The organism is Cupriavidus sp. SZY C1, from assembly GCF_032190535.1.
In the GTDB taxonomy this organism is placed as follows: domain Bacteria; phylum Pseudomonadota; class Gammaproteobacteria; order Burkholderiales; family Burkholderiaceae; genus Cupriavidus; species Cupriavidus pauculus_C.
On the sequence record NZ_JAUANU010000011.1, the window covers coordinates 188,139 to 207,737 of the forward strand.

A 19,599-nucleotide genomic window follows, 5' to 3' on the forward strand; every position below is an offset into this window, starting at 1 on the left:
GGGGCGTGCGTGGTGCGATGGCGCTGGTGGGGATGGCGGGGGTGGTGGGGATGGCGGCGATGGCGTGGATGGGTGCGGCGGCGGCCGATGCGCCCGCTGTCGTCGACCAGAACGGCCACCGCGTGGTGCTGCCGGCGCAGGTGCGGCGCGTGGCGGTGATCCCGATCCCGCTCGCGTCGATGGTGATGGCCGTCGATGGCGGCGCCCAGCGGCTGGCGGCCATGCACACGGCCAGCCGTGCCGACTTCGATTACGGCCTGCTCGGCCGGCTGTTCCCGGACGCGGCCCGCATCCCGGCGCAGATCGCGGGCGAGGGCTTCGTGCCGAACGTGGAGGCGCTGGCCGCCAGCGGCGCCGACGTCGTGATCCAGTGGGGCGACCGGGGCGACGACATCGTGCGGCCGATCCGCGAACTGGGCCTGCCGGTGGTGACCGTGCGCTACGGCGACAGCAGCCTGGCGGCCGGCTGGCTGCGGCTGGTCGGCGCCAGCCTGGGCAAGCCGGCGCGCGGCGAGCGGCTGGCGCAATGGTTCGAGTCGCGCCGCGCCGACGTCGCCGCCCGTACCGCGCCGATTGCCGCCGCCGAGCGCCCGCGCGTGCTGTACCTGCAACGGGCGCGCTCGGGCCTGCGCGCGGCCGGCAAGGGCACCAGCATGGACGGCGATATCCGGCTGGCGGGTGGCGTGAACGTGGCCGCCGGCGTGCCGGGCTTCGCGCAGGTCAGCGTCGAGCAACTGCTGGCCTGGGACCCGCAGGTCGTGCTGCTGAACAACTTCGAGCCCGGCCTGGTGCCGGCCGACCTCTATGGCGATGCGCGGCTGCGCGGGCTGGCCGCGGTGCGCGAGCGGCGCGTCTACAGCTATCCGCACGGCGGTTTTCGCTGGGACCCGCCCAGCCAGGAAACGCCGCTGACGCTCGACTGGCTGTCCAGCCTGTTTCATCCGCAACGGGCCGAGCCCGGCATCCGCGACCGGATTGCCGACGCCTACCGCCTGCTCTACGACTACCGCATGACGCCGCGCGATACCGACGACCTGCTCAAGCTCGACGCCAACGGCGCCAGCGCCCACTACCGCGCACTGTTCGGCCAGGGCGCCGCGCCATGACGCGCACCCGTACCCTGGCCACGCCCGTCCTGCTGACGGCCTTGCCGGTCATCGCACTGCTGGCCATCGGGCTGGGCCGCTACACCGTGGACCCGGGCACCGTGCTGCGCATCCTGGCGTCGCCGCTGCTGGGGCCGGGCGATGTGGCGCCGATGCAGGCCAGCGTCGTAGCCGGCGTGCGGCTGCCGCGCGTGCTGCTGGCCGGGCTGGTCGGCGCGGGGCTGGCCGGCGCCGGCGCGGCGTTGCAGGCGCTGTTCCGCAACCCGCTGGCCGAGCCGCAGTTGCTGGGCGTGTCGTCCGGCGCGGCGTTTGGCGGCGTGCTGGCGCTGCTCTGGCTGGGCGATGGCTGGCCCGTGGTCTCCGGCGCGCTGCTGTGGGGCATGCTGGCACTGTTCGCGGTGTACTGGCTCGCGGGCGGCCGTCGCGGCCAGTCCGGCACGGTGCTGCTGGTGCTGGCCGGCATCGTCGTCAACGCGGTGTTCGCGGCCGGCGTGTCGCTGATCAAGCTGATGGCGGACCCGCAGAACCAGTTGCCGGCCATCGTCTTCTGGCTCATGGGCAGCCTTGCGGCGGCCGACCACGCGCGGCTGGCGCTCGTGCTGCCGTGCATCGGCGCCAGCCTGCTGCTGCTGTACGGGCTGCGGTTCCACCTGATGGCGCTGGCCGTGGGGGACGCCGACGCGCGCAGCCTCGGCGTGCCGGTGGCGCGCGTGCGCGTGCTGGCGCTGCTGGCCGTCGGCCTGATCGCGGCGTCCAGCGTGGCCGTCTGCGGCGTGGTGGGCTGGGTGGGGCTGGTGGTGCCGCATCTGGTGCGCATGGCCTGCGGCAGCCACCATCGCCATTTCCTGCTGCATACCGTGCTGGCGGGCGCCGGCTACCTGATCGTCGTCGATACGCTGGCACGCACGCTGACGCCGATGGAGATACCGCTCGGCGCGCTGACCGCCTTGCTGGGCGCGCCGGTGTTCGCGGTGCTGATCCGCAGGCTCGGAGGCAGCGCCCATGGCTGACATCGTCCTGTCCTGCGACGGCATCGGGCACCGCTACGGCGACCGCACCGTGCTGCGCGACATCGGCCTGCGGCTGCCGCGTGGCGCGCGCTGCGCGCTGCTGGGCGCCAACGGGGCCGGCAAGTCGACGCTGCTGCGGATTCTGGCCGGACAACTGGCGCCGGCCACGGGGCGGGTTGTGCGCGCGGGCCGCATCGGCTTCGTGCCGCAGGAGGTGCATCCGGCCCTGCCGATCAGCGCGCTGGAAATGGTGCTGCTGGGCCGCGCCGGCGGCATCTCGCTGCTGCGCGCGCCGGGCCGGGCCGACTACGACGCGGCGCGTGCCGCCCTGGGCCGCGTGCAGGCGTTGCACCTGGCCGACCGCACGTTCCTGTCGCTCTCCGGCGGCGAACGCCAACTGGTGGTGCTGGCGCGTGCGCTGGCCGCGCAGGCGAGCCTGCTGCTGCTGGACGAGCCTTGCGCGGCGATGGACTGGCACAACCAGGCGCTGACGCTGCGGCTGCTGGCCGAACTGGCCGCCGATGGCATCACCGTGCTGTTCAGCACGCACGTGCCGCAGCACGCGCTGGAATGCGCGAGCCATGCCGTGCTGCTGTTCGGCGATGGCCGCCACGCCTTCGGGCCGCCGGACGCCGTCATGGACGAGGCCGCGCTGTCCCGCCTCTATCGCCTGCCCGTGCGCCGCGTGCGCATGGCCGGGCTGGGCGGCGCCGGCACGGCCGTGCCGGTGTTCTCGCATCCCCCCTCCCAACCGTCTTCTCCACAGCCGGCGCAGCCCTGCGCAACATCGTCATGAGTTCTGTCCTGCACGTCCGTGCCATCGCCCACGAGGTGCCGTCGTTCATCGCGCTGCTCCAGGCACGCGGCATGGCGTCGCATTCGCTGCGCGATCTGCACGATGCCGACTTCCTGGGCCGGCGCGCCATCCTGATCGAAGCCCATGTCGACCAGCGCGCGCTGCTGCGCCACCGCGCGGTCCTGCGCACCCATCTGGACGCCGGCGGCACGCTGGTCTTCAACGGCCACCTGGTCTATCCGATCTTCGACGAACTGGCGCCGTTCCGCGTGGCGGCGGGGCGGGGCGTGCGCGACCTGATCGTCGAGCGGGTGCACGACCACCCGGTCTTCGCCGGCGTGTCGTGCGACGACCTGAGCTTCCGGCGCGGCGTGGCCGGCTTCTACGGCCGGGGCGCCAACCCCGCGCCGCCGGGCGCCGTGGTGCTGCACCGGCTGCGGCAGGACGGCTCGCCGCTGGACTGGGTCTGGCAGCGCCCGGCCGGCGGGCAGGTATTCATGCACGGCGGCAATTCGTGCTGGATGTACGTGGACGACGAGACCAGCGCGGCGCGCATCGGCCCGCAGTTGCTGGACTGGATCCAGGCCGGCGCACCCGCGCTGGCCACAGCCAACGGAGACTGAACCGTGCGTATCGCATTCGTGGATGGCGGCACCTATTACCATCACGCAACCTTCAACGACCCCGCGCTGCGCGGGTATTTCGACGCCAACGTCTACGCGCCCGACCTGCCGCAGGCAGACCTGGCCCCGTTCGACTGCCTGTACGTGGCCAGCCGCCAGAACCCGGCGGACCTAGTGGCGGCGCGCCCGGCGATCGACGCCTTCCTGGCGGCCGGCAAGCTCGTGGTGGCGCTGGGCGAATGCCGCGCCGACCTGTGGCTCGACGGCGTGCAATGGCGGCCCACGGTCACCAATTTCTGGTGGTGGCTGGAACCCGATGCGGACAGCGGGCTGCGCGTCGGCGATCCCGGCCACGGGCTGTTCCGCCGGATGCGGCTGGCCGACGCCACGTGGCACCGCCATGGCGACCTGCTGACGCCACCCGGTGCCGTGTCGGTGGTGGATACCGTCGATGGCCGCTCGGTGCTGTACGACGACGCGGCCACCGGCCCGGGCCGGCGCATCGTGGCGACGCTGGACCCGTGCTACCACCACGGCAGCTACTTCATGCCGGCCGCGTCGCGGTTCCTGCACCACTTCCTGCCGTGGCTCAAGGACGGCGCGCCGCGGACGTGACCGCCAGCCGGCCCCGGACGCAAAAACGCCCGGCGAGGCATCGCCGGGCGTCGGGTGGCGGCGGCAGGCCGCGCGGGGTTACTTGCTGGACTTGGCGCCGTCGGTATAGGGATCGGGCTTGCCGACCCGCGCGCCGTCGGTGTACGGATCGGGCTTGCCGGTGCGGGCGCCGTCCGTGTACGGGTTGTACTTGTCCGACTTCGCACCGTCCGTGTACGGATCGGCCTTGGCCGACGGGGCCAGGTCGGTCCGCGTGGACTGCTTGGCGCCATCGGTGTAGGGGTCGAACTTGCCGGCCTTGGCGCCGTCGGTGTAGGGGTCGGCCTTGCCGGCCTTGGCACCCTGCGAGTACGGATCGAACTGCTTGGTTTGCCCGTGTGCAAGCGGGGCCATGGCCACGGCCGCGGCTGCGACGATCAGGCTGGAAAGGAGTGTCTTGCTCATGAGAGCCTCGCCAGTTGAGGGCGCGATTCAGGGGCCCGCCCGAGTGCGCCCACTAAGCCATCGGGCAGGCGGCATGACGCCTGGAATGCAATCTCTGCAAGGATAGTCGCTGACGCCGGAACCTGCCGTTACGGCCGGTAACGGTTCTCGGCGGCTAGTGCGCCGCCGGCTTGCGCGGCCGGGGCGTCTCGCGGACCTGCGCGGCCGGGACATCGACCACCGCATCGGCCGCCGCATCCGTGGCCGCGGTGGCCAGCGCCGGCATGCCCAGCATGTGGCCCCAGGCGTCCATCCAGGCCCGCTGCGTGGCCGCGCCCAGCTCCATCATGGCCGACGCGTAGTGCAGCGGAATCGACAACAGCGGCATCTGGTTGTTCCACTGGCGCGCGTACAGCTCCTCCGGGTCCTGCGGGACAAAGAACGATGCCCAGTCGAACTGCGCCTCCTCGGTCATGGACTTCGTGAAATCGGTGTTCAGGCCCATGAACTTCTGCCACGTTTCCATCACCTTGGCGTCGCCGAACGGCGCAAAGGCGGGGAACGGGAAGGCGGCAGGCATGGCCCAGGTGGCCCAGAAGGTCGTCGGATTGCTTGGCATGCTGGAAACTCCGGTTGAAAAACCTGTGAGGAAAAAGTGCTGCAAGCGGGGCGCGTGATGGTTGTCTGGCGGTGCGCAGGGCGCGCACATCACGGCAACCCCCGGGGGCGACCACCACATCGTGTGCCCATCCGGCCGATGGGTCAACCGGCAGGCGCGACGCGGTGGCCCGGGCATCACGTGTGCGCCGCGCCGGGGCGCGGGGCGGCCCAGCGTGTGACATATCGCAGGCACAATAGCGGCTCTCCATGACCGGGATGGGAAATGGAACTGCGGCAACTGCGCTACTTCGTGCACGTGGTGGAACTGGGCAGCATGGGGCAGGCGGCCCAGCGGCTCGGCGTGGTCACGTCGGCGCTGAGCCAGCAGATCAGCCGGCTGGAAAGCGAACTGTCCACGCGCCTGCTGCAGCGTACGTCCACGGGCGTGGTGCCCACCGATGCCGGGCTGGCGTTCTGGCGCCAGGCGCAACTGGCGCTGCGCCATGCCGACGATGCGGCGCTGGCGGCCCGTACCGCGCGGCTGTCGGGCCATGTCAGCGTGGGCATGGCACCGAGCACGCTGGCCGTGCTGGGCCCGTCGTTCATGGTCGCCATGCGCGACCGCTATCCCGATATCCGCCTGCACCTCGTGGAGAGCCTGTCCGGCGGGCTGGCGACGATGATCGGCGCGCGGCAGCTCGACCTTGCCGTGCTGTTCCAGCTTGAGCCGGGGCAGCGCTGGAGCAGCCTGCCGCTGCTGGAAGAGCGGCTGTTCGTGATCGCGCGGGCCGACCAGCCGGGGCTGCCGGCGGCCCGCACCATGCGGCTCGACGAGATTGGCGACCTGCCGCTGATCCTGCCCAGCGGCTCGCATGGCCTGCGGGCCGTGCTCAACGCCGCGTCGGCGCGCAGCCAGCGGCCGCTGAACGTGGTGGCCGAGATCGACGGGCTGGCCGTGCTGATGGATGCGGTGCGCGCCGGCATCGGCGCGACGATCCAGCCCGGCGCGGCCGTGGCGCGCCACCTGGGCGATCCGCTGGCGCTGATCGAGATCTCGGACGCCGGCGTGAGCCGGCCCAACCTGCTGGTCAGCCTGTCCGACGACGAACTGTCGCCGGCCGGCCTGGCCGCGCGCGGCGTGCTGGAGCAGGTGGCGCGCCAGCTGGTGACGGCCGGCCGCTGGCCCGGCGCGACCCTTCACAAATCCTGAACACGGTACGCCGGGGCGGGGCTGGCGCGCCGGGTGCCCGCTTGCGTAGAGTCGGGGGTCCAGCAGATCCCACAAATCCAACGATTCCCGCAGGAGACTCCGCATGACCTCACGCATGCCGCGCCGCGTCGCGCTCAAGGCGCTTGGCACCTTTGCCCTGGCCGCCGCCCTTTCCGGTTCCGCCCTGGCCGCCGACAACTGGCCGTCCAAGCCGATCACGCTGGTCGTGCCGTTCGCGTCGGGCGGCACCACCGACATCATCGGCCGGGCGGTCGGCCAGCGGCTGGGCGAGGCGCTGGGCCAGCCCGTGGTGGTGGACAACCGCCCCGGCGCGGGCGGCACCATCGGCGGCGCCCTGGTGGCGCGCGCCAACCCGGACGGCTACACGTTCCTGCTGGCCACCGTGGCCCACACCATGGCGCCCGGCATCTACAAGTCCCTGCCGTACGACTTCCAGAAGGATCTGGCGCCGATCGGCATGGTGGCGCTGACGCCCAACGTGCTGATCGTCAATCCGTCGATCCCGGCCAAGACCGTGCAGGAGCTGGTGGCCTACATCAAGGCCAATCCGGGCAAGGTCAACTATGGCTCGGCCGGCATCGGCAGCACCGAGCACCTGTCCGGCGAGCTGTTCCGCGCGCTGACCAGGACCGATATCTCGCACGTGCCGTACAAGGGCGGCGCGCCGATGATGACCGACCTGATGGCCGGCCAGATCCAGATGGCCATCGAGACCAGCCCGTCGGCCAATCCCCATATCAAGAGCGGCAAGGTCAAGGCGCTGGCGGTGACGTCGGCCAAGCGCTCGGCGGCCTATCCCGGCGTGCCGACCGTGGCGGAGAGCGGCGTGCCCGGCTACGAGGTGACCACGTGGTACGCGCTGATGGCCCCGCACGGCACGCCCGAGCCGATCCGCCAGCGCATGAGCGCCGAACTGGCCAAGGTGCTGAAGCAGCCCGACGTGCAGAAGCGCTTTGACGAGCAGGGCGTGACCGCCGGCGACATGACGCCGCCGCAGCTGGCCGGCTTCATCAAGACCGAAACCGCCAAGTGGACGCAGGTGGCGAAGGATTCCGGCGCCAAGGCCGAATAACGCCACCCACCGCCGTGGCGCCTACAGCGCGCGGCGGATCTCCGCCACGCCAAACGCGGCCAGCGCCAGCCCGGCCACGCGGTCGATCCACTGGCGCAGCCGCGTGCCCAGCGCATGCCGGGCGCCGGTGACCATCGCCACCAGCACGCACCACCAGGCGATGGACCCGCAGAACACGCCCAGCACCGTGGTCATGGCGATGGTCGTCGAGAACGCCCCGCGCGGCGCCAGCGTGGCGAACAGCGCGGCGAACATGATCACGGTCTGCGGGTTGGTCAGCGTCAGCAGCAAGGCGCTGCCGAACGCGCGCAGCTTCGACCCGTTGGCGCGCAGCGTGGCCACCTGCTCCGTCGGCTTCTGGAAGAACGTGCGCAGCCCCAGGTAGAGCAGGAACAGCCCGGCGGCCACGTGCAGCGGCTTGTCGTAGGCCAGCATGAACTGCGATACCCCCACCAGCCCCAGCGCGGCCACCAGCCCGTAGACCGCGTCGCCGCAGGCAATGCCGAAGCCGATGGCCAGCCCGGCGCGCGGGCCGTCGGTCAGTGTGCGGCGGATGCAGAGCATGCCCATCGGGCCGACGGGCGCGGCCACCGCCAGGCCAACGCCGGCAGCGGTCAGGAACAGGGCGGGCAGGGACATCGCGGGGTCTCCGTTCATGGTGGTCGTGGCAGGCCGATCGCAGCGATTCTATCGGCTAGGCCGCCACCTGCGGCGTGGAGCGCGCCAGCAGTTGCGCCAGTTCCACAGCGGGCACCGGGCGCCCGAACAGCCAGCCCTGGCCGTAGTCCACGCCCTGCGCGCGCAGGAAATCGGCCTGGTTGCGGTCCTCGATGCCCTCGGCCACCACCTGCAGGCCCAGCGACTGGGCCATGGCGATGATGTGCGGCGCCACGGTGCTCGACGCCGCCTCCTGCCCGATGGTGTCGACGAACGACTTGTCGATCTTCAGCGCGTCCACCTTGAAGCTCTGCAGGTACGACAGGCTCGAATAGCCGGTGCCGAAGTCGTCGATATAGACCGGGTGGCCGGCGTCGCGGAATGCCTGGATGGTGTCGCGCGCCACGTCGGGCTCCAGAAAGCCGCGCTCGGTGGCCTCGATGCGGATCTGGTCCGGCGCGATGCCGGTGCCGCGCAGCCGCGCCGTCAGCACGCTCAGGAAGCGGCGGCTCTTCAGGTCTTCCACGCCGACGTTGATCGACACGTAGAAGTGCGGATGCCGCCGCAGCAGCGTGCCCAGTTCGGCCAGCACGATGTCCAGCACCTGGTCCGTGATCTGCTGGATCAACCCGGCGTTCTCGGCCATCGGGATGAACAGGTTCGGGCGCACCAGCCGCCCGTGGCGGCGCCAGCGGACCAGCGCCTCGACGCCCACCGGCTGGTTGTCGGCCAGCGACACGATGGGCTGGTAGTGGACGGCCATCTCGTGCCGCCGCACCGCACCGCGCAGTTCGCCTTCCAGGCTGAAGCGCCGCGTGGCGCGCCGCCAGACCAGGATGCCCAGCGGCATGCCGGCCGCCAGCCCCACGCCCAGGCCACCCACCAGCAGCGCCTTCCAGTTGGCCAGCAGCGCCGTGCGCGGCGCCAGCACCACCACGGCCAGCGGCATGGTGCGCGAGCGGCGCAGCACGATCGACGCATCGTCGTCGCTGCCCACGTCCTTGCCCGATCCGTAGGCATGGTCGGCGTAGGCGCGCTGCAGGCGCGGCACGCTGGCGCCCTGCGACGCCGCGAAGATGCGCCCGGCATCGGTCTGCACGGCGGCCAGCATGCGCGTCTCGCGGTCCACCACGTCGACGAAGGTCTGCGGGTCCATGCCGACGTAGCTGCCGTTGCGCCCCAGCAGCATCGACCGGCGCGGCGCCGCGAACGGGTTGGGCTGGTCGAACCAGTAGTCCAGGCCGTCGGGCGTGCGCCAGTCGGGCGGCGGCAGCAGGAACTGGTTGGCCTGCACGGCGCCCAGCAGCGCCGAGCACAGCCGCTTGCCGCCGCGGTAGGCGCCGGCGTCCTGGATATGGCGGTAGGTGTAGGTGATGCGCCGCATCTCCACCAGGTGCGACGCCGAGCACGGGTCGTCGCGCAGCGATTCCAGGTCCTGCAGCGCGTTCAGGGCCTGGGTCATGACCGTTTCGGCACGGGCCACGGCGGCGTCCGCGAACACGCTGAGCTGCTCGGATTCGCGCCGGTTGGCTTCGAGCTGGGCCATGAACACGCCGATCCCGACCGGGAACAGCGTGGCCATCGTCGCCAGCACGATTGTCACAACCACGAACCAGCTACGCTGCATCGGGTGCCCTCAGGAGACGCGCCGCGGCGGCGCCGTCCCGTCTCAACGGAAGTGAAAGTGCCGCCGCGCCAGCCGTGGCCCCGGGCCGGCGGCAGGGGCCCGGGATCATCTACCCGCTCTGGGGAGCATAGCTAACAATCGGCCTGCCCGTCTGTCATGCCGGCCCGGCGGTTGCATTTTTGCAGGCCGGCGACGGCGCGCCCAGGGGCGGAACCTGCGCACAGGGTAAGGGAATTTGCGCTACGCCCGAATCCATCCAGATGGCGGGGGGTGGGCTGGCGCACGGTGGCGGCGCGCCCAGGGGTGCCGGGCGCGCGGGGAGGGTGGTTCAGCGGGGGATGCCCGGCAGCCGCGCCGCGCCGCGGGCCGGGCCGCGCGCGGGTTTGCGCCGGGAGTCGACCCGGCTACGCTTTTTCAGCGCCTCAGATCGCGGACCGCAGGACGGCCCCGGTGGCAAAGAAGCTCTGCAGGTTGTCGAACACCAGCCCGGCCATGGCGGCGCGGGTCTCGTGCGTGCCGCTGGCCACGTGGGGCAGCAGCACCACGTTGTCCAGCCCGAACAGCGCGGGCGGCACGTTGGGCTCGTCCTCGAACACGTCCAGCCCGGCGCCGGCGATGCGCTGGTTTGCCAGCGCATCGACCAGCGCGGCCTCGTCGACCACGGTGCCACGCGCGATGTTGATCAGGTAGCCCTGCGGGCCCAGCGCCTTGAGCACGTCGGCCGACACGAGGTGGCGCGTCTCGGGCCCGCCCGAGGCGGCAATCACCAGGAAGTCGGCCCATTCGGCCAGCGCCGGCAGCGACGGCTCGAAGCCGTACGGCACGCCGTCCTGCGCCTTGCGGCCGAAGTACCGCACGTCCATGTCGAACCCGCTGGACCGCTTGGCGATGACCCGGCCGATGCGGCCCATGCCGACGATGCCCAGCCGCTTGCCGCTCACGCGCGTGGTGAGCGGGTACGGGCCGCGCGGCCATGCGCCGCGCCGCACGTAGCGGTCGGCGGCGCTGACCTGGCGCGCCGCGTCCATCAGCAGCGCGAAGGCGGTGTCGGCCACGCAGTCGTTGAGCACGTCGGGCGTGTAGCCCACGGCGATGCCGCGCGCACGGGCCGTGTCGAGGTCGAGCTTGTCCAGCCCCACGCCGAAGCTGGAAACGACGCGCAGGTTCGGCAGCGCGGCCAGCATCGTGGCGTCCACGCCCGTGGCGGCGCGCGTGGTCATCGCCACGAACTCGCCGCCGTGTTGCGCCAGGTAGGCGGCCGGGTCGCTTTCGGCCCAGAACGGATGCACGTCGAAATGCTCGGCCAGGCGGGCTTCGGTCTGTTCGGGCAGCCGGCCATGCTGCAGGAGGCGGGGTTTCATGCGGAAGGGGTCCTTGGTGTCCGTTGGGTGGGAAAGGGCGCGGTCAGTCGGCGCTCAGGTGATTATCGGCGATGATCCTTGCGTAACGCTTGCGGTCATTGGCGATGGTCTCGGCAAACTGCTGCGGCGTGCTGCCCACCGGAATCGCGCCCTGTTCCACGAGCTGCTTCTTCACCTCGGGCATAGCCACCACCTTCTTCACGTCGGCGGCGATCTTGTCGACGACGTCCTTTGGCGTGCCGGCCGGGGCCAGCAGGCCCACCCACGAGCCGGATTCCGCGTTCTGGATGCCGGCCTCGGCCAGCGTCGGCACGTCGGGCATCGACGGCGAGCGCACCGACCCCGTCACCGCCAGCGCGCGCAGCTTGCCGGCCTTGACGTGGCCCGTGGTCTCCAGGATCGACGCGAACAGCATGTCGACGTTGCCGGCCATCAGGTCGGTCATCGCGGCGCCGCCGCCCTTGTAGGGCACGTGCAGCATGTCGGTGCCGGTGGCGGCCTTGAAGATCTCGCCCGACAGGTGCGGCGAGCCGCCCGTGCCGGAGCTGGCAAACGTCAGCTTGCCCGGCTTGGCCTTGGCCAGCGCCACCAGTTCCTTCGGCGTCCTGGCGGGCAGCCCCGGCGTGACCACCAGCGCGAACGGCAGCTCGGCCATCATCGTCACGGGCACGAAGCTGTCGGGCTTGTAGTTGAGCTTCTTGTAGAGAAACGGGTTGATCGACTGCGTGCCGACGTTGCCGGCCACCAGCGTGTAGCCGTCCGGCTTGGCCCGGGCGGTCAGTTCCAGCCCCACGTTGCCGGCCGCGCCGGGACGGTTGTCCACCACGACGGGCTGGCCCCAGAGCTGCGCCAGCCGCTGCGCCACCAGCCGCGTGCCGATGTCGGTGCCGCCCCCGGGCGTGAACGGCACGATGATGGTCACCGACCGCGTGGGCCACGGGTCCTGCGCGTGCGCGGGCAGGGCAAGCGTGGCAGCGGCCAGGGCGAGGGCGGCGATGCGGGCGAGGGTGGGCATGGGGGTCTCCGGGGTGTTCTTGTGGTGGTGTCGTTTCGATTTTTCCCCCTCCCGCGTGCGGGAGAGGGGAGCAAACAGTGGGGGTGTTTCCAGCCGCCGCCTCAGCGGCTGGCTGCCTTTCGCCATGTGGCAAAGTCCTCGCGGGCCTGTTCGGATGTCGGGGGGTAGAGGCCGATGATCGAGCGGCCGTTGCGGACCTGTTCGGTCACGAAGTCCTCGAACGCGGTCATCTCCACCGCCTCGGCGGCGATTTCCTCGGCCATGTGGCGCGGAATGACGACCACGCCCTCGGCGTCGCCGACCATCACGTCGCCAGGGAACACCGCCACGTCGCCGCAGCCGATCGGCACGTCGAACTCCAGCGCCTGGTGCAGCGTCAGGTTGGTCGGTGCCGACGGGCGGTGGTGGTAGGCCGGCATCGCCATCTGCGCGATCTCGGGCGAGTCGCGGAAGCCGCCGTCGGTGACGATGCCCGCGCCGCCGCGCTGCATCAGCCGCGTGACCAGGATGGACCCGGCACTGGCGGCGCGGGCGTCCTTGCGGCTGTCGATCACCAGCACGGCGCCGGGCGGGCACTGCTCGATGGCCTGGCGCTGCGGGTGGTTCGGGTCCTGAAACACGGTGATCGGGTTCAGGTCCTCGCGGGCGGGGATGTAGCGCAGCGTGAAGGCCGGGCCGACCATCGTGCCGCCGGCCGGGTTCAGCGGCCGCACGTCCTGGATGAACTGGTTGCGCAGGCCGCGCTTGAACAGCGCGGTGCACAGCGTGGCCGTGCTGACGGTCTTCAGCGCATCGCGCAGGCTGGAACTGAGCGGGGTCATCGGTCGGGCCTCAGTAGATGCTCGGTTCGCCCACGGGGGCGCCGAAGTCGGTTTGCAGGAAGTCGAAGTCGCAGCCGTCGTTGGCCTGCCGCACGTGCTGCGAAAAGATGTAGCCGTAGCCGCGCGCGTAGCGCGGCGGCGGCGGGGTCCAGGCGGCGCGGCGGGCCGCCAGTTCCTCGTCGGACACTTCCAGGTGGATGCGGCGCTGGTCGATATCCACGGTGATCAGGTCGCCGGTGCGGACCAGTGCGAACGGGCCGCCGATGTACGCCTCGGGCGCCACGTGCAGGATGCAGGCGCCGTAGCTGGTGCCGCTCATGCGCGCGTCGGACATCCGCAGCATGTCGCGCACGCCCTGCTTCACCAGCTTCTTCGGAATCGGCAGCATGCCCCACTCGGGCATGCCGGGGCCGCCCAGCGGGCCGGCGTTGCGCAGGATCAGGATGTGGTCGGCGGTCACGTCCAGCGTCTCGTCGTCGACGGCTGCCTTCATCGACGGATAGTCGTCGAACACCAGCGCCGGCCCCGTATGCCGGAAAAACCGCTTCTCGCAGGCGCTGGGCTTGATCACGCAGCCGTCGGGGGCGATGTTGCCGCGCAGGACGGCCAGCGCGCCTTCCTGGTACAGCGCGTTGGCCGGGGTGCGGATCACGTCGTCGTTGTGTACCTCGGCGCCGGCGATGTTCTCGCCCAGCGTGCGGCCCGTGACCGTGGGCGCGTCCAGGTGCAGCTTGTCGCGGATGCGCGTCATCAGCGCGGGCAGCCCGCCCGCGTAGAAGAAGTCCTCCATCAGGTACTTGTCGCCGCTGGGCCGGATATTGGCAATCACGGGCACGTGGCGGCTCATGCGGTCAAAGTCGTCCAGGCCGATGTCGTGGCCGGCGCGGCGGGCCATGGCGATGACGTGGATGATGGCGTTGGTGGAGCAGCCCATCGCCATGGCCACCGCGATGGCGTTCTCGAACGACGCGTGCGTCTGGATGCGCTGGGGCGTCAGGTCTTCCCAGACCATGCCGACGATGCGGCGGCCGGCCTCGGAGCACATGCGGATATGGTTGGCGTCGGCGGCCGGGATCGACGACGCGCCGGGCGGCGTCATGCCGATGGTCTCGGCGATGGCCGTCATCGTGCTGGCCGTGCCCATCGTCATGCAGGTGCCGTGGCTGCGCGCGATGCCGCCCTCGATGCCGATCCATTCGGTCTTGCTGATGTTGCCCGCGCGGCGCTCGTCCCAGAACTTCCAGGCGTCGGAGCCCGACCCCAGCACCTGGCCCTTGTAGTTGCCGCGCAGCATGGGGCCGGCGGGCACGTAGATGGCCGGCACACCGGCGCTGGTGGCGCCCATCAGCAGGCCCGGCGTGGTCTTGTCGCAGCCGCCCATCAGCACGGCGCCGTCGATGGGGTGGGAGCGGATCAGCTCCTCGGTCTCGATGGCCAGCAGGTTGCGGTAGAGCATGGTGGTCGGCTTGACCGAGCTTTCGGACAACGAAATGGCCGGCAGTTCCACGGGGAAACCGCCGGCCTGCAGGATGCCGCGCTTCACGTCGTCCACGCGCTGCTTGAAGTGCGCGTGGCAGGGGTTGATGTCGGACCAGGTGTTGATGATCGCGATGAGCGGCTTGCCCATCCATTCATCGGGCGCGTAGCCCATCTGCATGATCCGCGAGCGATGCCCGGACGAACGCAAGTCGTCGGGCGCGAACCAGCGCGCGCTGCGTAGCTGGTCCGGCGTCTTCTTCGGTGCCGTCATGGTTGTCTCTTCCACTTGATAATCATTCGGCCGTTCAGTTGTACGACGACCGTGTTTCGCTGGATTAAAGCACTAATATATTAGTACGTCAACGCGATCTTCCCGTCGTCCGTTCAGCTAGAATCGCGCCCAACGCACTTGTCACCTTCGCATGGCCGCCACGCTACCCAACCCCGCCCAGTTCCAGTTCGACCGCACGCGCCAGGCGGCGCCGCAGGTTTTCGAGCACATGCGCGACCAGATCATCTCGCTGGCGCTGCCGCCCGGCACGGTGCTGTCCCGCCCGGAGCTGGCGCTGCAATACGGCATCAGCCAGACGCCGGTGCGCGACGCGCTGATGCGGCTGGCCGAGGAAGGGCTGGTCGACGTGTTCCCGCAGCACGCCACGCGCGTGAGCCGGATCGACGTGGCGCTGGCACGGCAGGCGCACTTCCTGCGCCGGTCGGTGGAGGTGGAGATCGTTCGCGCGCTGGCCGGCGCGCCCGACGCCGCCCTGGTGGACCGGCTGCGTGCCACCATCGCGCGCCAGCAGCGCATGCTGGAACTCGACGATCTGGCCGAATTCACGGCCAACGACCAGTATTTCCATCGCCAGCTCTACGAGGCCGCCGCCGTGCCCGACCTGTTCGGGCTGGTGCGCCGCCAGAGCGGCCACCTGGACCGCCTGCGCCGCCTGCACCTGCCGATTCCTGGCAAGGCTCATGCGGTGCTGCGCGACCATGCGGCCATCGTCGATGCCATTGCGGCCGGTGACGTGCCCGGTGCCGAGGCGGCGCTGCGCGGCCACCTGACCGGCACGCTGGCCAACGTCGAGGAAATCCGCGCCAGCTTCCGCGACTACCTGCGCTGACCGCGCGCCGTTTGTTTTTGGCAACGACTGCGCGCAAATCTACCCATCGGATGGGTATTGGCAGCATCTCCGCAAACGTCAGCCACGAAGAATTTGTCGATTGCCGGTGGAAATTGATAGATTCGGGAGGTACCTACTGCCGGGTAGACCGAGATGTCCGCCAGAGTCACCATTACCACCAGCGAGCAATTGGGGCAGGTGCTCCAGGGCGCGCGCAAGATCGCCGGCCTGACCCAGGCCGACGCCGCCGCGCGGCTGGCCATCAGCCAGAGCCGCGTGTCCCATATGGAACTGAATCCCGAAACCATCAGCGTGGCGCAGCTGCTGGCGCTGCTGGGCGCCTACGACCTGGACCTCGTCATCGAGCCGCGCGTCATGAGCGATGCGCTGCTGGACAAGCTGGAGTGGTAGGCGCCGCGCATCAGGGCAGGTAGCCCAGCAGCTTCCACCAGAAGTAGTCGAGCGGCAGCAGCAGCACGATCGTCAGCGCCGCCATCGCCAGGCACAGCCGCGTGCCATGCCGAAGCCCCACGCCGCCAAGCTGCATCGCAATCACGATCGGCGGCGACTGGTACGGAAAGAACACGGTCGAGAACACCGGCACCTGCAGCATCAGCACCGTTTCCAGCGGCAGCCCCGTGGCAGTTGCCAGGTCGCGCGCCAGCGGCGTGAGCACGGCCGGCAGCGCCGGCAGCGTCGACATCATCCCCAGCACCGCCCCCATCGCCCCGATCGTGCCGACATTGGCCGCCGTGTGGCCCGGCGTCAGCGGCAGCACGTGCAGCAGCCCGGCGCTGATGGCGCTGCCCAGGCCCGTGGATTCCACCACGGCGCCCAGCCCCAGAAAGCCCGCCACGTAGATCAGCGGCACCAGGTGGACCTGCTCGGACAGCGCCTTTGGCGACACCAGCCCGATGCCGGGCAGCAGGCACACGATGCAGGCGGCCAGCGAGATCCAGGCGGGCGAGATGCCGTGCCACGCATCGGTGGCGAACCCGGCCACGGCCAGCGCCAGGATGATGGCCAGCATCCGCTCCTGCGCGCCCATCGCCGTGGCCGTGACGGGCGCCTGCGCCGGCAGCGGGCCTTTTTCCGGGAACAGCTTGCAGATCATCCAGATCAGCAGCACGGTCTTCAGCGCGCCCAGCACCGGAAAATGCAGCAGCAGGTAGCTGCCGTAGCTGAGGTTGATGTGGTACAGCGAACTGGCCGCGCCCAGCAGCACGCTGTTCGGGATATTGGCCGGCAGGATCGTGGTGGGCGGCATGTAGCTGGCCAGCGCCACGGTCATCACCATGCCGATGCGGCCGTTGGACGCCGGGGCAAAGCCCAGCCGGTCCGCCAGCGCCAGCACGATCGGCATCAGCAGCAGCACGCGGCCCGTGGTGGACGGCATCAGGAACGCCAGCCCCACCGCGCTGAGCGCCACGGTGGTGATGACCTGCGGATAGGTGCCCACACGCTTGCGGAAGATGATGTCGGCCAGCCGCAGCGCCAGCCCCGTGCTGCGCAGCGCCACGCCGGTCACGGCGCCGCCGAACATCAGCCACCACGCGGTGGACGTGAAACCGGAGAACACCACGGTTGGCGGCGCGATGTGGAACACCACGGCGGCCAGGAAGAACAGCAGCGTGGCCGTGGGCTCGGGCAGCACGCCCACGGCCCAGCAGCAGACCGTCGACAGGACCAGCGCCCCGGCCCAGATCAGTGCGGGCGGCGCATGCAGCGCACTGCCGGCGATCCAGACGGCGGCAATGCAGGCGCCGATCAGCAGGGCGGCGCGCAGCGAATCCGCGGGACGGCCGGCAAGCGGGGGCGACGGGGGAGGGGGCGGCGGGGCGCCGGGCCGCGCGTCGGCACGGCCGGGGGTGATCGACATCGGGATTTGTCTCGGAGCGCCCGCCGATGCGGGTCTTGTTTGATGAGCGGAAGTGCTGAGTCGCTATCGTAGGATTGTCTCGACAGGCAGGCAACTGCCGCGTGACCCCGCTAGCGCGTCTTGCGGAAGGTCAGGTTGATGCGCTCGGCACCGGTCAGTGGGTGGTCACCTGCGGCCAGCGGCGCGATCCCATGGAACACCAGCCGCGACGGGCCACCCCAGACCACCACGTCGCCATGCGCCAGCCGCACCCGCGCCGGCCGGTCGGCCCGCCGCAGCCCGCCCCAGAGGAACGTGGCCGGCAGGCCCAGCGACACCGACACGATCGGCGCGCGCAGGTCCAGCTCGTCACGATCCTGGTGCAGCGACAGCCGCGTGCCGGGCAGGTAGCGGTTGATCAGGCAGGCGTCGGGCCGGAAATCGGCATACCCGGCCGCGGTGGCGGCATCGCGCGCCAGTTGGCGGAACGGCTCGGGCATCGGCGGCCAGGGCCGGCCCGAATCGGGATCGACGCCATCGTAGCGGTAGCCCGTGCGATCCGACACCCACCCCCGCTCGCCGCAATTGGTCATCGCCACCGACATCCGCAGCCCGCCCGGCGTCACCAGATGCCGGAAAGGTGAGCCCGCGCTGACTTCGCCCACGGCGCCCAGCAGCGCCGGCCCGGCCTCGCGCGCAAAGCCGCGCAGCACCACCGCGCCGGGCGCCAGGGGCTCGGCGGCCGGCGCGGCGTCGGGGTCGGTGGGAAGGGCGTCGAAGAGGTCGAAAGTCATGTCAAAGGGCAGCGTTTCGTTTGTTGCGAATGGCGATTGTTTCACGCTGGATGCCGCCGCCGTCGTAACGGCCGCCCGGAAGTCACGCGCCAGCCCCTACCTGCCCTTCATCCCCTCCAGCAACGCCTTGTGGAACGCCGCCGGGTCCTGCATCTGCGGCGCGTGGCCCAGTTCGGGGAATTGCACCAGCGTCGTGTTCGGGATGGCCTTCGCCGTGCGCTGGGCCAGTTCGGGGTAGCGGCCCAGCGTGGGCTGGATCTCGGGCGGGGCGGCGTCCTTGCCGATGGCCGTGGTGTCCTTGTCGCCGATCATCAGCAGTGTGGGGGCCTGGATGGCGCCCATCTCGTAGACCACGGGCTGGGTGTAGATCATGTCGTACAGCAGCGCGGAGTTCCAGGCGACGATCTGCTTGCCGGGGCCGCGGTACATGCCGGCCAGCATCTGCACCCACGGTTCGTACGCCGGCTTCCACTGGTTCACGTAGTACGTGGATTTCTCGTAGTTGCGGATGCGGTCGGCCGTGGTGTTCAGCTCGCGGACGTACCACTGGTCCACCGACAGCGGCGGCACGCCCTTGGCCTTCCAGTCCTCCAGCCCGATCGGGTTGACCAGCACCAGCTGGCGGGTCTCCTTCGGATACATCAGCGCGTAGCGCATCGCCAGCATCCCGCCGGTGGAATGGCCCATGACGGTGACGTCGCGGATGCCGATAGATGCCAGCAGGTCATGCGTGTTGCGTGCCAGTTGCTGGAACGTGTACTGATAGTGCGCCGGCTTGGTCGACTTGCAGAAGCCGACCTGGTCGGGCGCCACCACGCGGTAGCCGGCACCGCTCAGTTCGCGGATCGTCTCCTGCCACGTGGCGCCGCAGAAGTTCTTGCCATGCAGCAGCACCACGGCGCGGCCGTTTGGCTTTTCCGGCTGGATGTCCATGAACGCCATGTCGAGCGGCTGGCCCTGCGACGTGAAGCGGTAGTGCTGGACGGGGTAGGGGTAGTCGAAACCTTCGAGCTGCGGGCCGTAGGCGGGGCCGTCATCGGCAGCGTGGGCTAGCGGGGCGATGGCAAGGGCTGCCAGGAGCAGGAGACGGCGTGCGGGCATGGTCGGGGGCGGCTTGTGGATGGGACGCACAAGTGACCATGCGGGGGTGGGGGAAGTTCCGGGGTAGCCGTGTTGGGCGGGGGTTTGCTCCCCTCTCCCGCGCGCGGGAGAGGGGCCGGGGGTGAGGGCAGGCCGCGCAAGATGCCAAGATGCGGGTGTCGCGGTTTGGACCGCGGGGGGGGGGGCCCCCCCCCCCCCCCCCCCCCCCCGGCGGGGGGGGGGGGGGAGAAAACAGCACCACCAAAAGACCGCCGCCCCCCCCCCCCCCCCCCCCCCCCCCCCCCCCCCC

The 19,599-nt window shown here is 70.7% G+C and carries 20 protein-coding genes; 9 read left to right on the top strand and 11 right to left on the bottom strand.

The features are described from left to right. Positions 1-5 precede the first annotated feature (5 nt). Genes QTN24_RS18030 through QTN24_RS18050 form a run of 5 tightly spaced genes read left to right on the top strand, consistent with a single transcriptional unit; the run spans position 6 to position 4,150 of the window. Positions 6-1,106: an ABC transporter substrate-binding protein gene (locus QTN24_RS18030; protein ID WP_313838765.1), complete on the top strand. Its 1,101-nt coding sequence runs from the start codon at positions 6-8 to the stop codon at positions 1,104-1,106. Next, positions 1,103-2,116, top strand: coding sequence for an iron ABC transporter permease (locus QTN24_RS18035; protein ID WP_313838767.1), 1,014 nt, complete (start codon positions 1,103-1,105; stop codon positions 2,114-2,116). The genes QTN24_RS18030 and QTN24_RS18035 overlap by 4 nt, the downstream gene beginning before the upstream one ends. Then, a complete protein-coding gene (locus tag QTN24_RS18040; RefSeq protein ID WP_124686093.1) occupies positions 2,109-2,912 on the top strand; it encodes an ABC transporter ATP-binding protein in 804 nt (267 codons plus the stop codon). The genes QTN24_RS18035 and QTN24_RS18040 overlap by 8 nt, the downstream gene beginning before the upstream one ends. Continuing rightward, positions 2,909-3,535 (top strand): hypothetical protein, encoded by a 627-nt coding sequence (locus QTN24_RS18045; protein ID WP_313838768.1) that lies wholly within the window; start codon positions 2,909-2,911, stop codon positions 3,533-3,535. Before QTN24_RS18040 ends, QTN24_RS18045 begins: the two co-directional genes overlap by 4 nt. 3 nt (positions 3,536-3,538) lie before the next feature. Next, a complete protein-coding gene (locus QTN24_RS18050; RefSeq protein ID WP_313838769.1) occupies positions 3,539-4,150 on the top strand; it encodes a hypothetical protein in 612 nt (203 codons plus the stop codon). Positions 4,151-4,228: 78 nt separating this feature from the next. Here QTN24_RS18050 and QTN24_RS18055 read toward each other — a convergent pair whose 3' ends face one another. Next, positions 4,229-4,594, bottom strand: coding sequence for a hypothetical protein (locus tag QTN24_RS18055; RefSeq protein ID WP_124686096.1), 366 nt, complete (start codon positions 4,592-4,594; stop codon positions 4,229-4,231). Positions 4,595-4,748: 154 nt separating this feature from the next. Beyond that, positions 4,749-5,192, bottom strand: a complete 444-nt coding sequence (locus QTN24_RS18060; RefSeq protein ID WP_313838770.1) for a polyhydroxyalkanoate granule-associated phasin — start codon at positions 5,190-5,192, stop codon at positions 4,749-4,751. 264 nt (positions 5,193-5,456) lie between these two features. Between QTN24_RS18060 and QTN24_RS18065 the strand changes: the two genes are divergently transcribed. Together QTN24_RS18065 and QTN24_RS18070 are read left to right on the top strand one after the other, a co-directional pair. Then, positions 5,457-6,383 (top strand): LysR substrate-binding domain-containing protein, encoded by a 927-nt coding sequence (locus tag QTN24_RS18065; RefSeq protein ID WP_124686097.1) that lies wholly within the window; start codon positions 5,457-5,459, stop codon positions 6,381-6,383. Between the two features lie 103 nt (positions 6,384-6,486). Next, positions 6,487-7,476: a tripartite tricarboxylate transporter substrate binding protein gene (locus QTN24_RS18070; protein ID WP_124686098.1), complete on the top strand. Its 990-nt coding sequence runs from the start codon at positions 6,487-6,489 to the stop codon at positions 7,474-7,476. A 21-nt stretch (positions 7,477-7,497) separates the two neighbouring features. Here QTN24_RS18070 and QTN24_RS18075 read toward each other — a convergent pair whose 3' ends face one another. The 6 genes from QTN24_RS18075 to araD form a co-directional block, all read right to left on the bottom strand. Beyond that, positions 7,498-8,115, bottom strand: a complete 618-nt coding sequence (locus QTN24_RS18075; protein ID WP_124686099.1) for a LysE family translocator — start codon at positions 8,113-8,115, stop codon at positions 7,498-7,500. A 55-nt stretch (positions 8,116-8,170) separates the two neighbouring features. Further along, a complete protein-coding gene (locus QTN24_RS18080) occupies positions 8,171-9,760 on the bottom strand; it encodes an EAL domain-containing protein (protein WP_124686100.1) in 1,590 nt (529 codons plus the stop codon). A 422-nt stretch (positions 9,761-10,182) separates the two neighbouring features. After that, positions 10,183-11,121 carry a 2-hydroxyacid dehydrogenase gene (locus tag QTN24_RS18085; RefSeq protein WP_313838774.1) on the bottom strand — a complete coding sequence of 313 codons (939 nt, stop codon included), beginning with the start codon at positions 11,119-11,121 and terminating at the stop codon, positions 10,183-10,185. 43 nt (positions 11,122-11,164) lie between these two features. After that, positions 11,165-12,136 (bottom strand): tripartite tricarboxylate transporter substrate binding protein, encoded by a 972-nt coding sequence (locus QTN24_RS18090; protein WP_313838776.1) that lies wholly within the window; start codon positions 12,134-12,136, stop codon positions 11,165-11,167. 101 nt (positions 12,137-12,237) lie between these two features. Then, entirely contained in the window at positions 12,238-12,957 is a 720-nt protein-coding gene (locus QTN24_RS18095; protein ID WP_313838778.1) for a ribonuclease activity regulator RraA, read from the bottom strand. A gap of 10 nt (positions 12,958-12,967) precedes the next feature. Next, positions 12,968-14,707, bottom strand: coding sequence for an L-arabinonate dehydratase (gene araD, locus QTN24_RS18100; protein ID WP_313838780.1), 1,740 nt, complete (start codon positions 14,705-14,707; stop codon positions 12,968-12,970). Positions 14,708-14,858: 151 nt separating this feature from the next. Here araD and QTN24_RS18105 point away from each other — a divergent pair, with 151 nt between their 5' ends. Together QTN24_RS18105 and QTN24_RS18110 are read left to right on the top strand one after the other, a co-directional pair. Next, positions 14,859-15,557 (top strand): GntR family transcriptional regulator, encoded by a 699-nt coding sequence (locus QTN24_RS18105; protein ID WP_313838782.1) that lies wholly within the window; start codon positions 14,859-14,861, stop codon positions 15,555-15,557. A gap of 153 nt (positions 15,558-15,710) precedes the next feature. Then, complete coding sequence (locus tag QTN24_RS18110; protein WP_124686106.1) at positions 15,711-15,968, top strand: helix-turn-helix domain-containing protein; 258 nt, start codon at positions 15,711-15,713, stop codon at positions 15,966-15,968. Between the two features lie 10 nt (positions 15,969-15,978). Here the strand turns inward: QTN24_RS18110 and QTN24_RS18115 are convergent, their stop codons facing one another. The 3 genes from QTN24_RS18115 to QTN24_RS18125 all read right to left on the bottom strand — a co-directional run bounded on the left by QTN24_RS18115 (position 15,979) and on the right by QTN24_RS18125 (position 19,310). Continuing rightward, a complete protein-coding gene (locus tag QTN24_RS18115) occupies positions 15,979-17,436 on the bottom strand; it encodes an SLC13 family permease (RefSeq protein ID WP_313838784.1) in 1,458 nt (485 codons plus the stop codon). 110 nt (positions 17,437-17,546) lie between these two features. Beyond that, on the bottom strand, positions 17,547-18,209 hold the full coding sequence (alkB, locus tag QTN24_RS18120) for a DNA oxidative demethylase AlkB (RefSeq protein WP_313838785.1): 663 nt from the start codon (positions 18,207-18,209) through the stop codon (positions 17,547-17,549). A 96-nt stretch (positions 18,210-18,305) separates the two neighbouring features. Then, a complete protein-coding gene (locus tag QTN24_RS18125) occupies positions 18,306-19,310 on the bottom strand; it encodes an alpha/beta hydrolase (RefSeq protein ID WP_313838786.1) in 1,005 nt (334 codons plus the stop codon). Positions 19,311-19,599: the final 289 nt, after the last annotated feature.

Excerpts from the sequence above, each read along its gene's own strand:
- QTN24_RS18040 (WP_124686093.1), top strand. The coding sequence starts at position 2,109 with ATGGCTGACATCGTCCTGTCCTGCGACGGCATCGGGCACCGCTACGGC.
- QTN24_RS18070 (WP_124686098.1), top strand. The coding sequence starts at position 6,487 with ATGACCTCACGCATGCCGCGCCGCGTCGCGCTCAAGGCGCTTGGCACC.
- QTN24_RS18075 (WP_124686099.1), bottom strand. The coding sequence starts at position 8,115 with ATGTCCCTGCCCGCCCTGTTCCTGACCGCTGCCGGCGTTGGCCTGGCG.
- QTN24_RS18060 (WP_313838770.1), bottom strand. The coding sequence starts at position 5,192 with ATGCCAAGCAATCCGACGACCTTCTGGGCCACCTGGGCCATGCCTGCC.
- QTN24_RS18125 (WP_313838786.1), bottom strand. The coding sequence starts at position 19,310 with ATGCCCGCACGCCGTCTCCTGCTCCTGGCAGCCCTTGCCATCGCCCCG.
- QTN24_RS18065 (WP_124686097.1), top strand. The coding sequence starts at position 5,457 with ATGGAACTGCGGCAACTGCGCTACTTCGTGCACGTGGTGGAACTGGGC.
- QTN24_RS18085 (WP_313838774.1), bottom strand. The coding sequence starts at position 11,121 with ATGAAACCCCGCCTCCTGCAGCATGGCCGGCTGCCCGAACAGACCGAA.
- QTN24_RS18055 (WP_124686096.1), bottom strand. The coding sequence starts at position 4,594 with ATGAGCAAGACACTCCTTTCCAGCCTGATCGTCGCAGCCGCGGCCGTG.
- araD (WP_313838780.1), bottom strand. The coding sequence starts at position 14,707 with ATGACGGCACCGAAGAAGACGCCGGACCAGCTACGCAGCGCGCGCTGG.
- QTN24_RS18045 (WP_313838768.1), top strand. The coding sequence starts at position 2,909 with ATGAGTTCTGTCCTGCACGTCCGTGCCATCGCCCACGAGGTGCCGTCG.
- QTN24_RS18080 (WP_124686100.1), bottom strand. The coding sequence starts at position 9,760 with ATGCAGCGTAGCTGGTTCGTGGTTGTGACAATCGTGCTGGCGACGATG.
- QTN24_RS18090 (WP_313838776.1), bottom strand. The coding sequence starts at position 12,136 with ATGCCCACCCTCGCCCGCATCGCCGCCCTCGCCCTGGCCGCTGCCACG.
- QTN24_RS18035 (WP_313838767.1), top strand. The coding sequence starts at position 1,103 with ATGACGCGCACCCGTACCCTGGCCACGCCCGTCCTGCTGACGGCCTTG.
- QTN24_RS18095 (WP_313838778.1), bottom strand. The coding sequence starts at position 12,957 with ATGACCCCGCTCAGTTCCAGCCTGCGCGATGCGCTGAAGACCGTCAGC.
- QTN24_RS18115 (WP_313838784.1), bottom strand. The coding sequence starts at position 17,436 with ATGTCGATCACCCCCGGCCGTGCCGACGCGCGGCCCGGCGCCCCGCCG.
- alkB (WP_313838785.1), bottom strand. The coding sequence starts at position 18,209 with ATGACTTTCGACCTCTTCGACGCCCTTCCCACCGACCCCGACGCCGCG.
- QTN24_RS18105 (WP_313838782.1), top strand. The coding sequence starts at position 14,859 with ATGGCCGCCACGCTACCCAACCCCGCCCAGTTCCAGTTCGACCGCACG.
- QTN24_RS18110 (WP_124686106.1), top strand. The coding sequence starts at position 15,711 with ATGTCCGCCAGAGTCACCATTACCACCAGCGAGCAATTGGGGCAGGTG.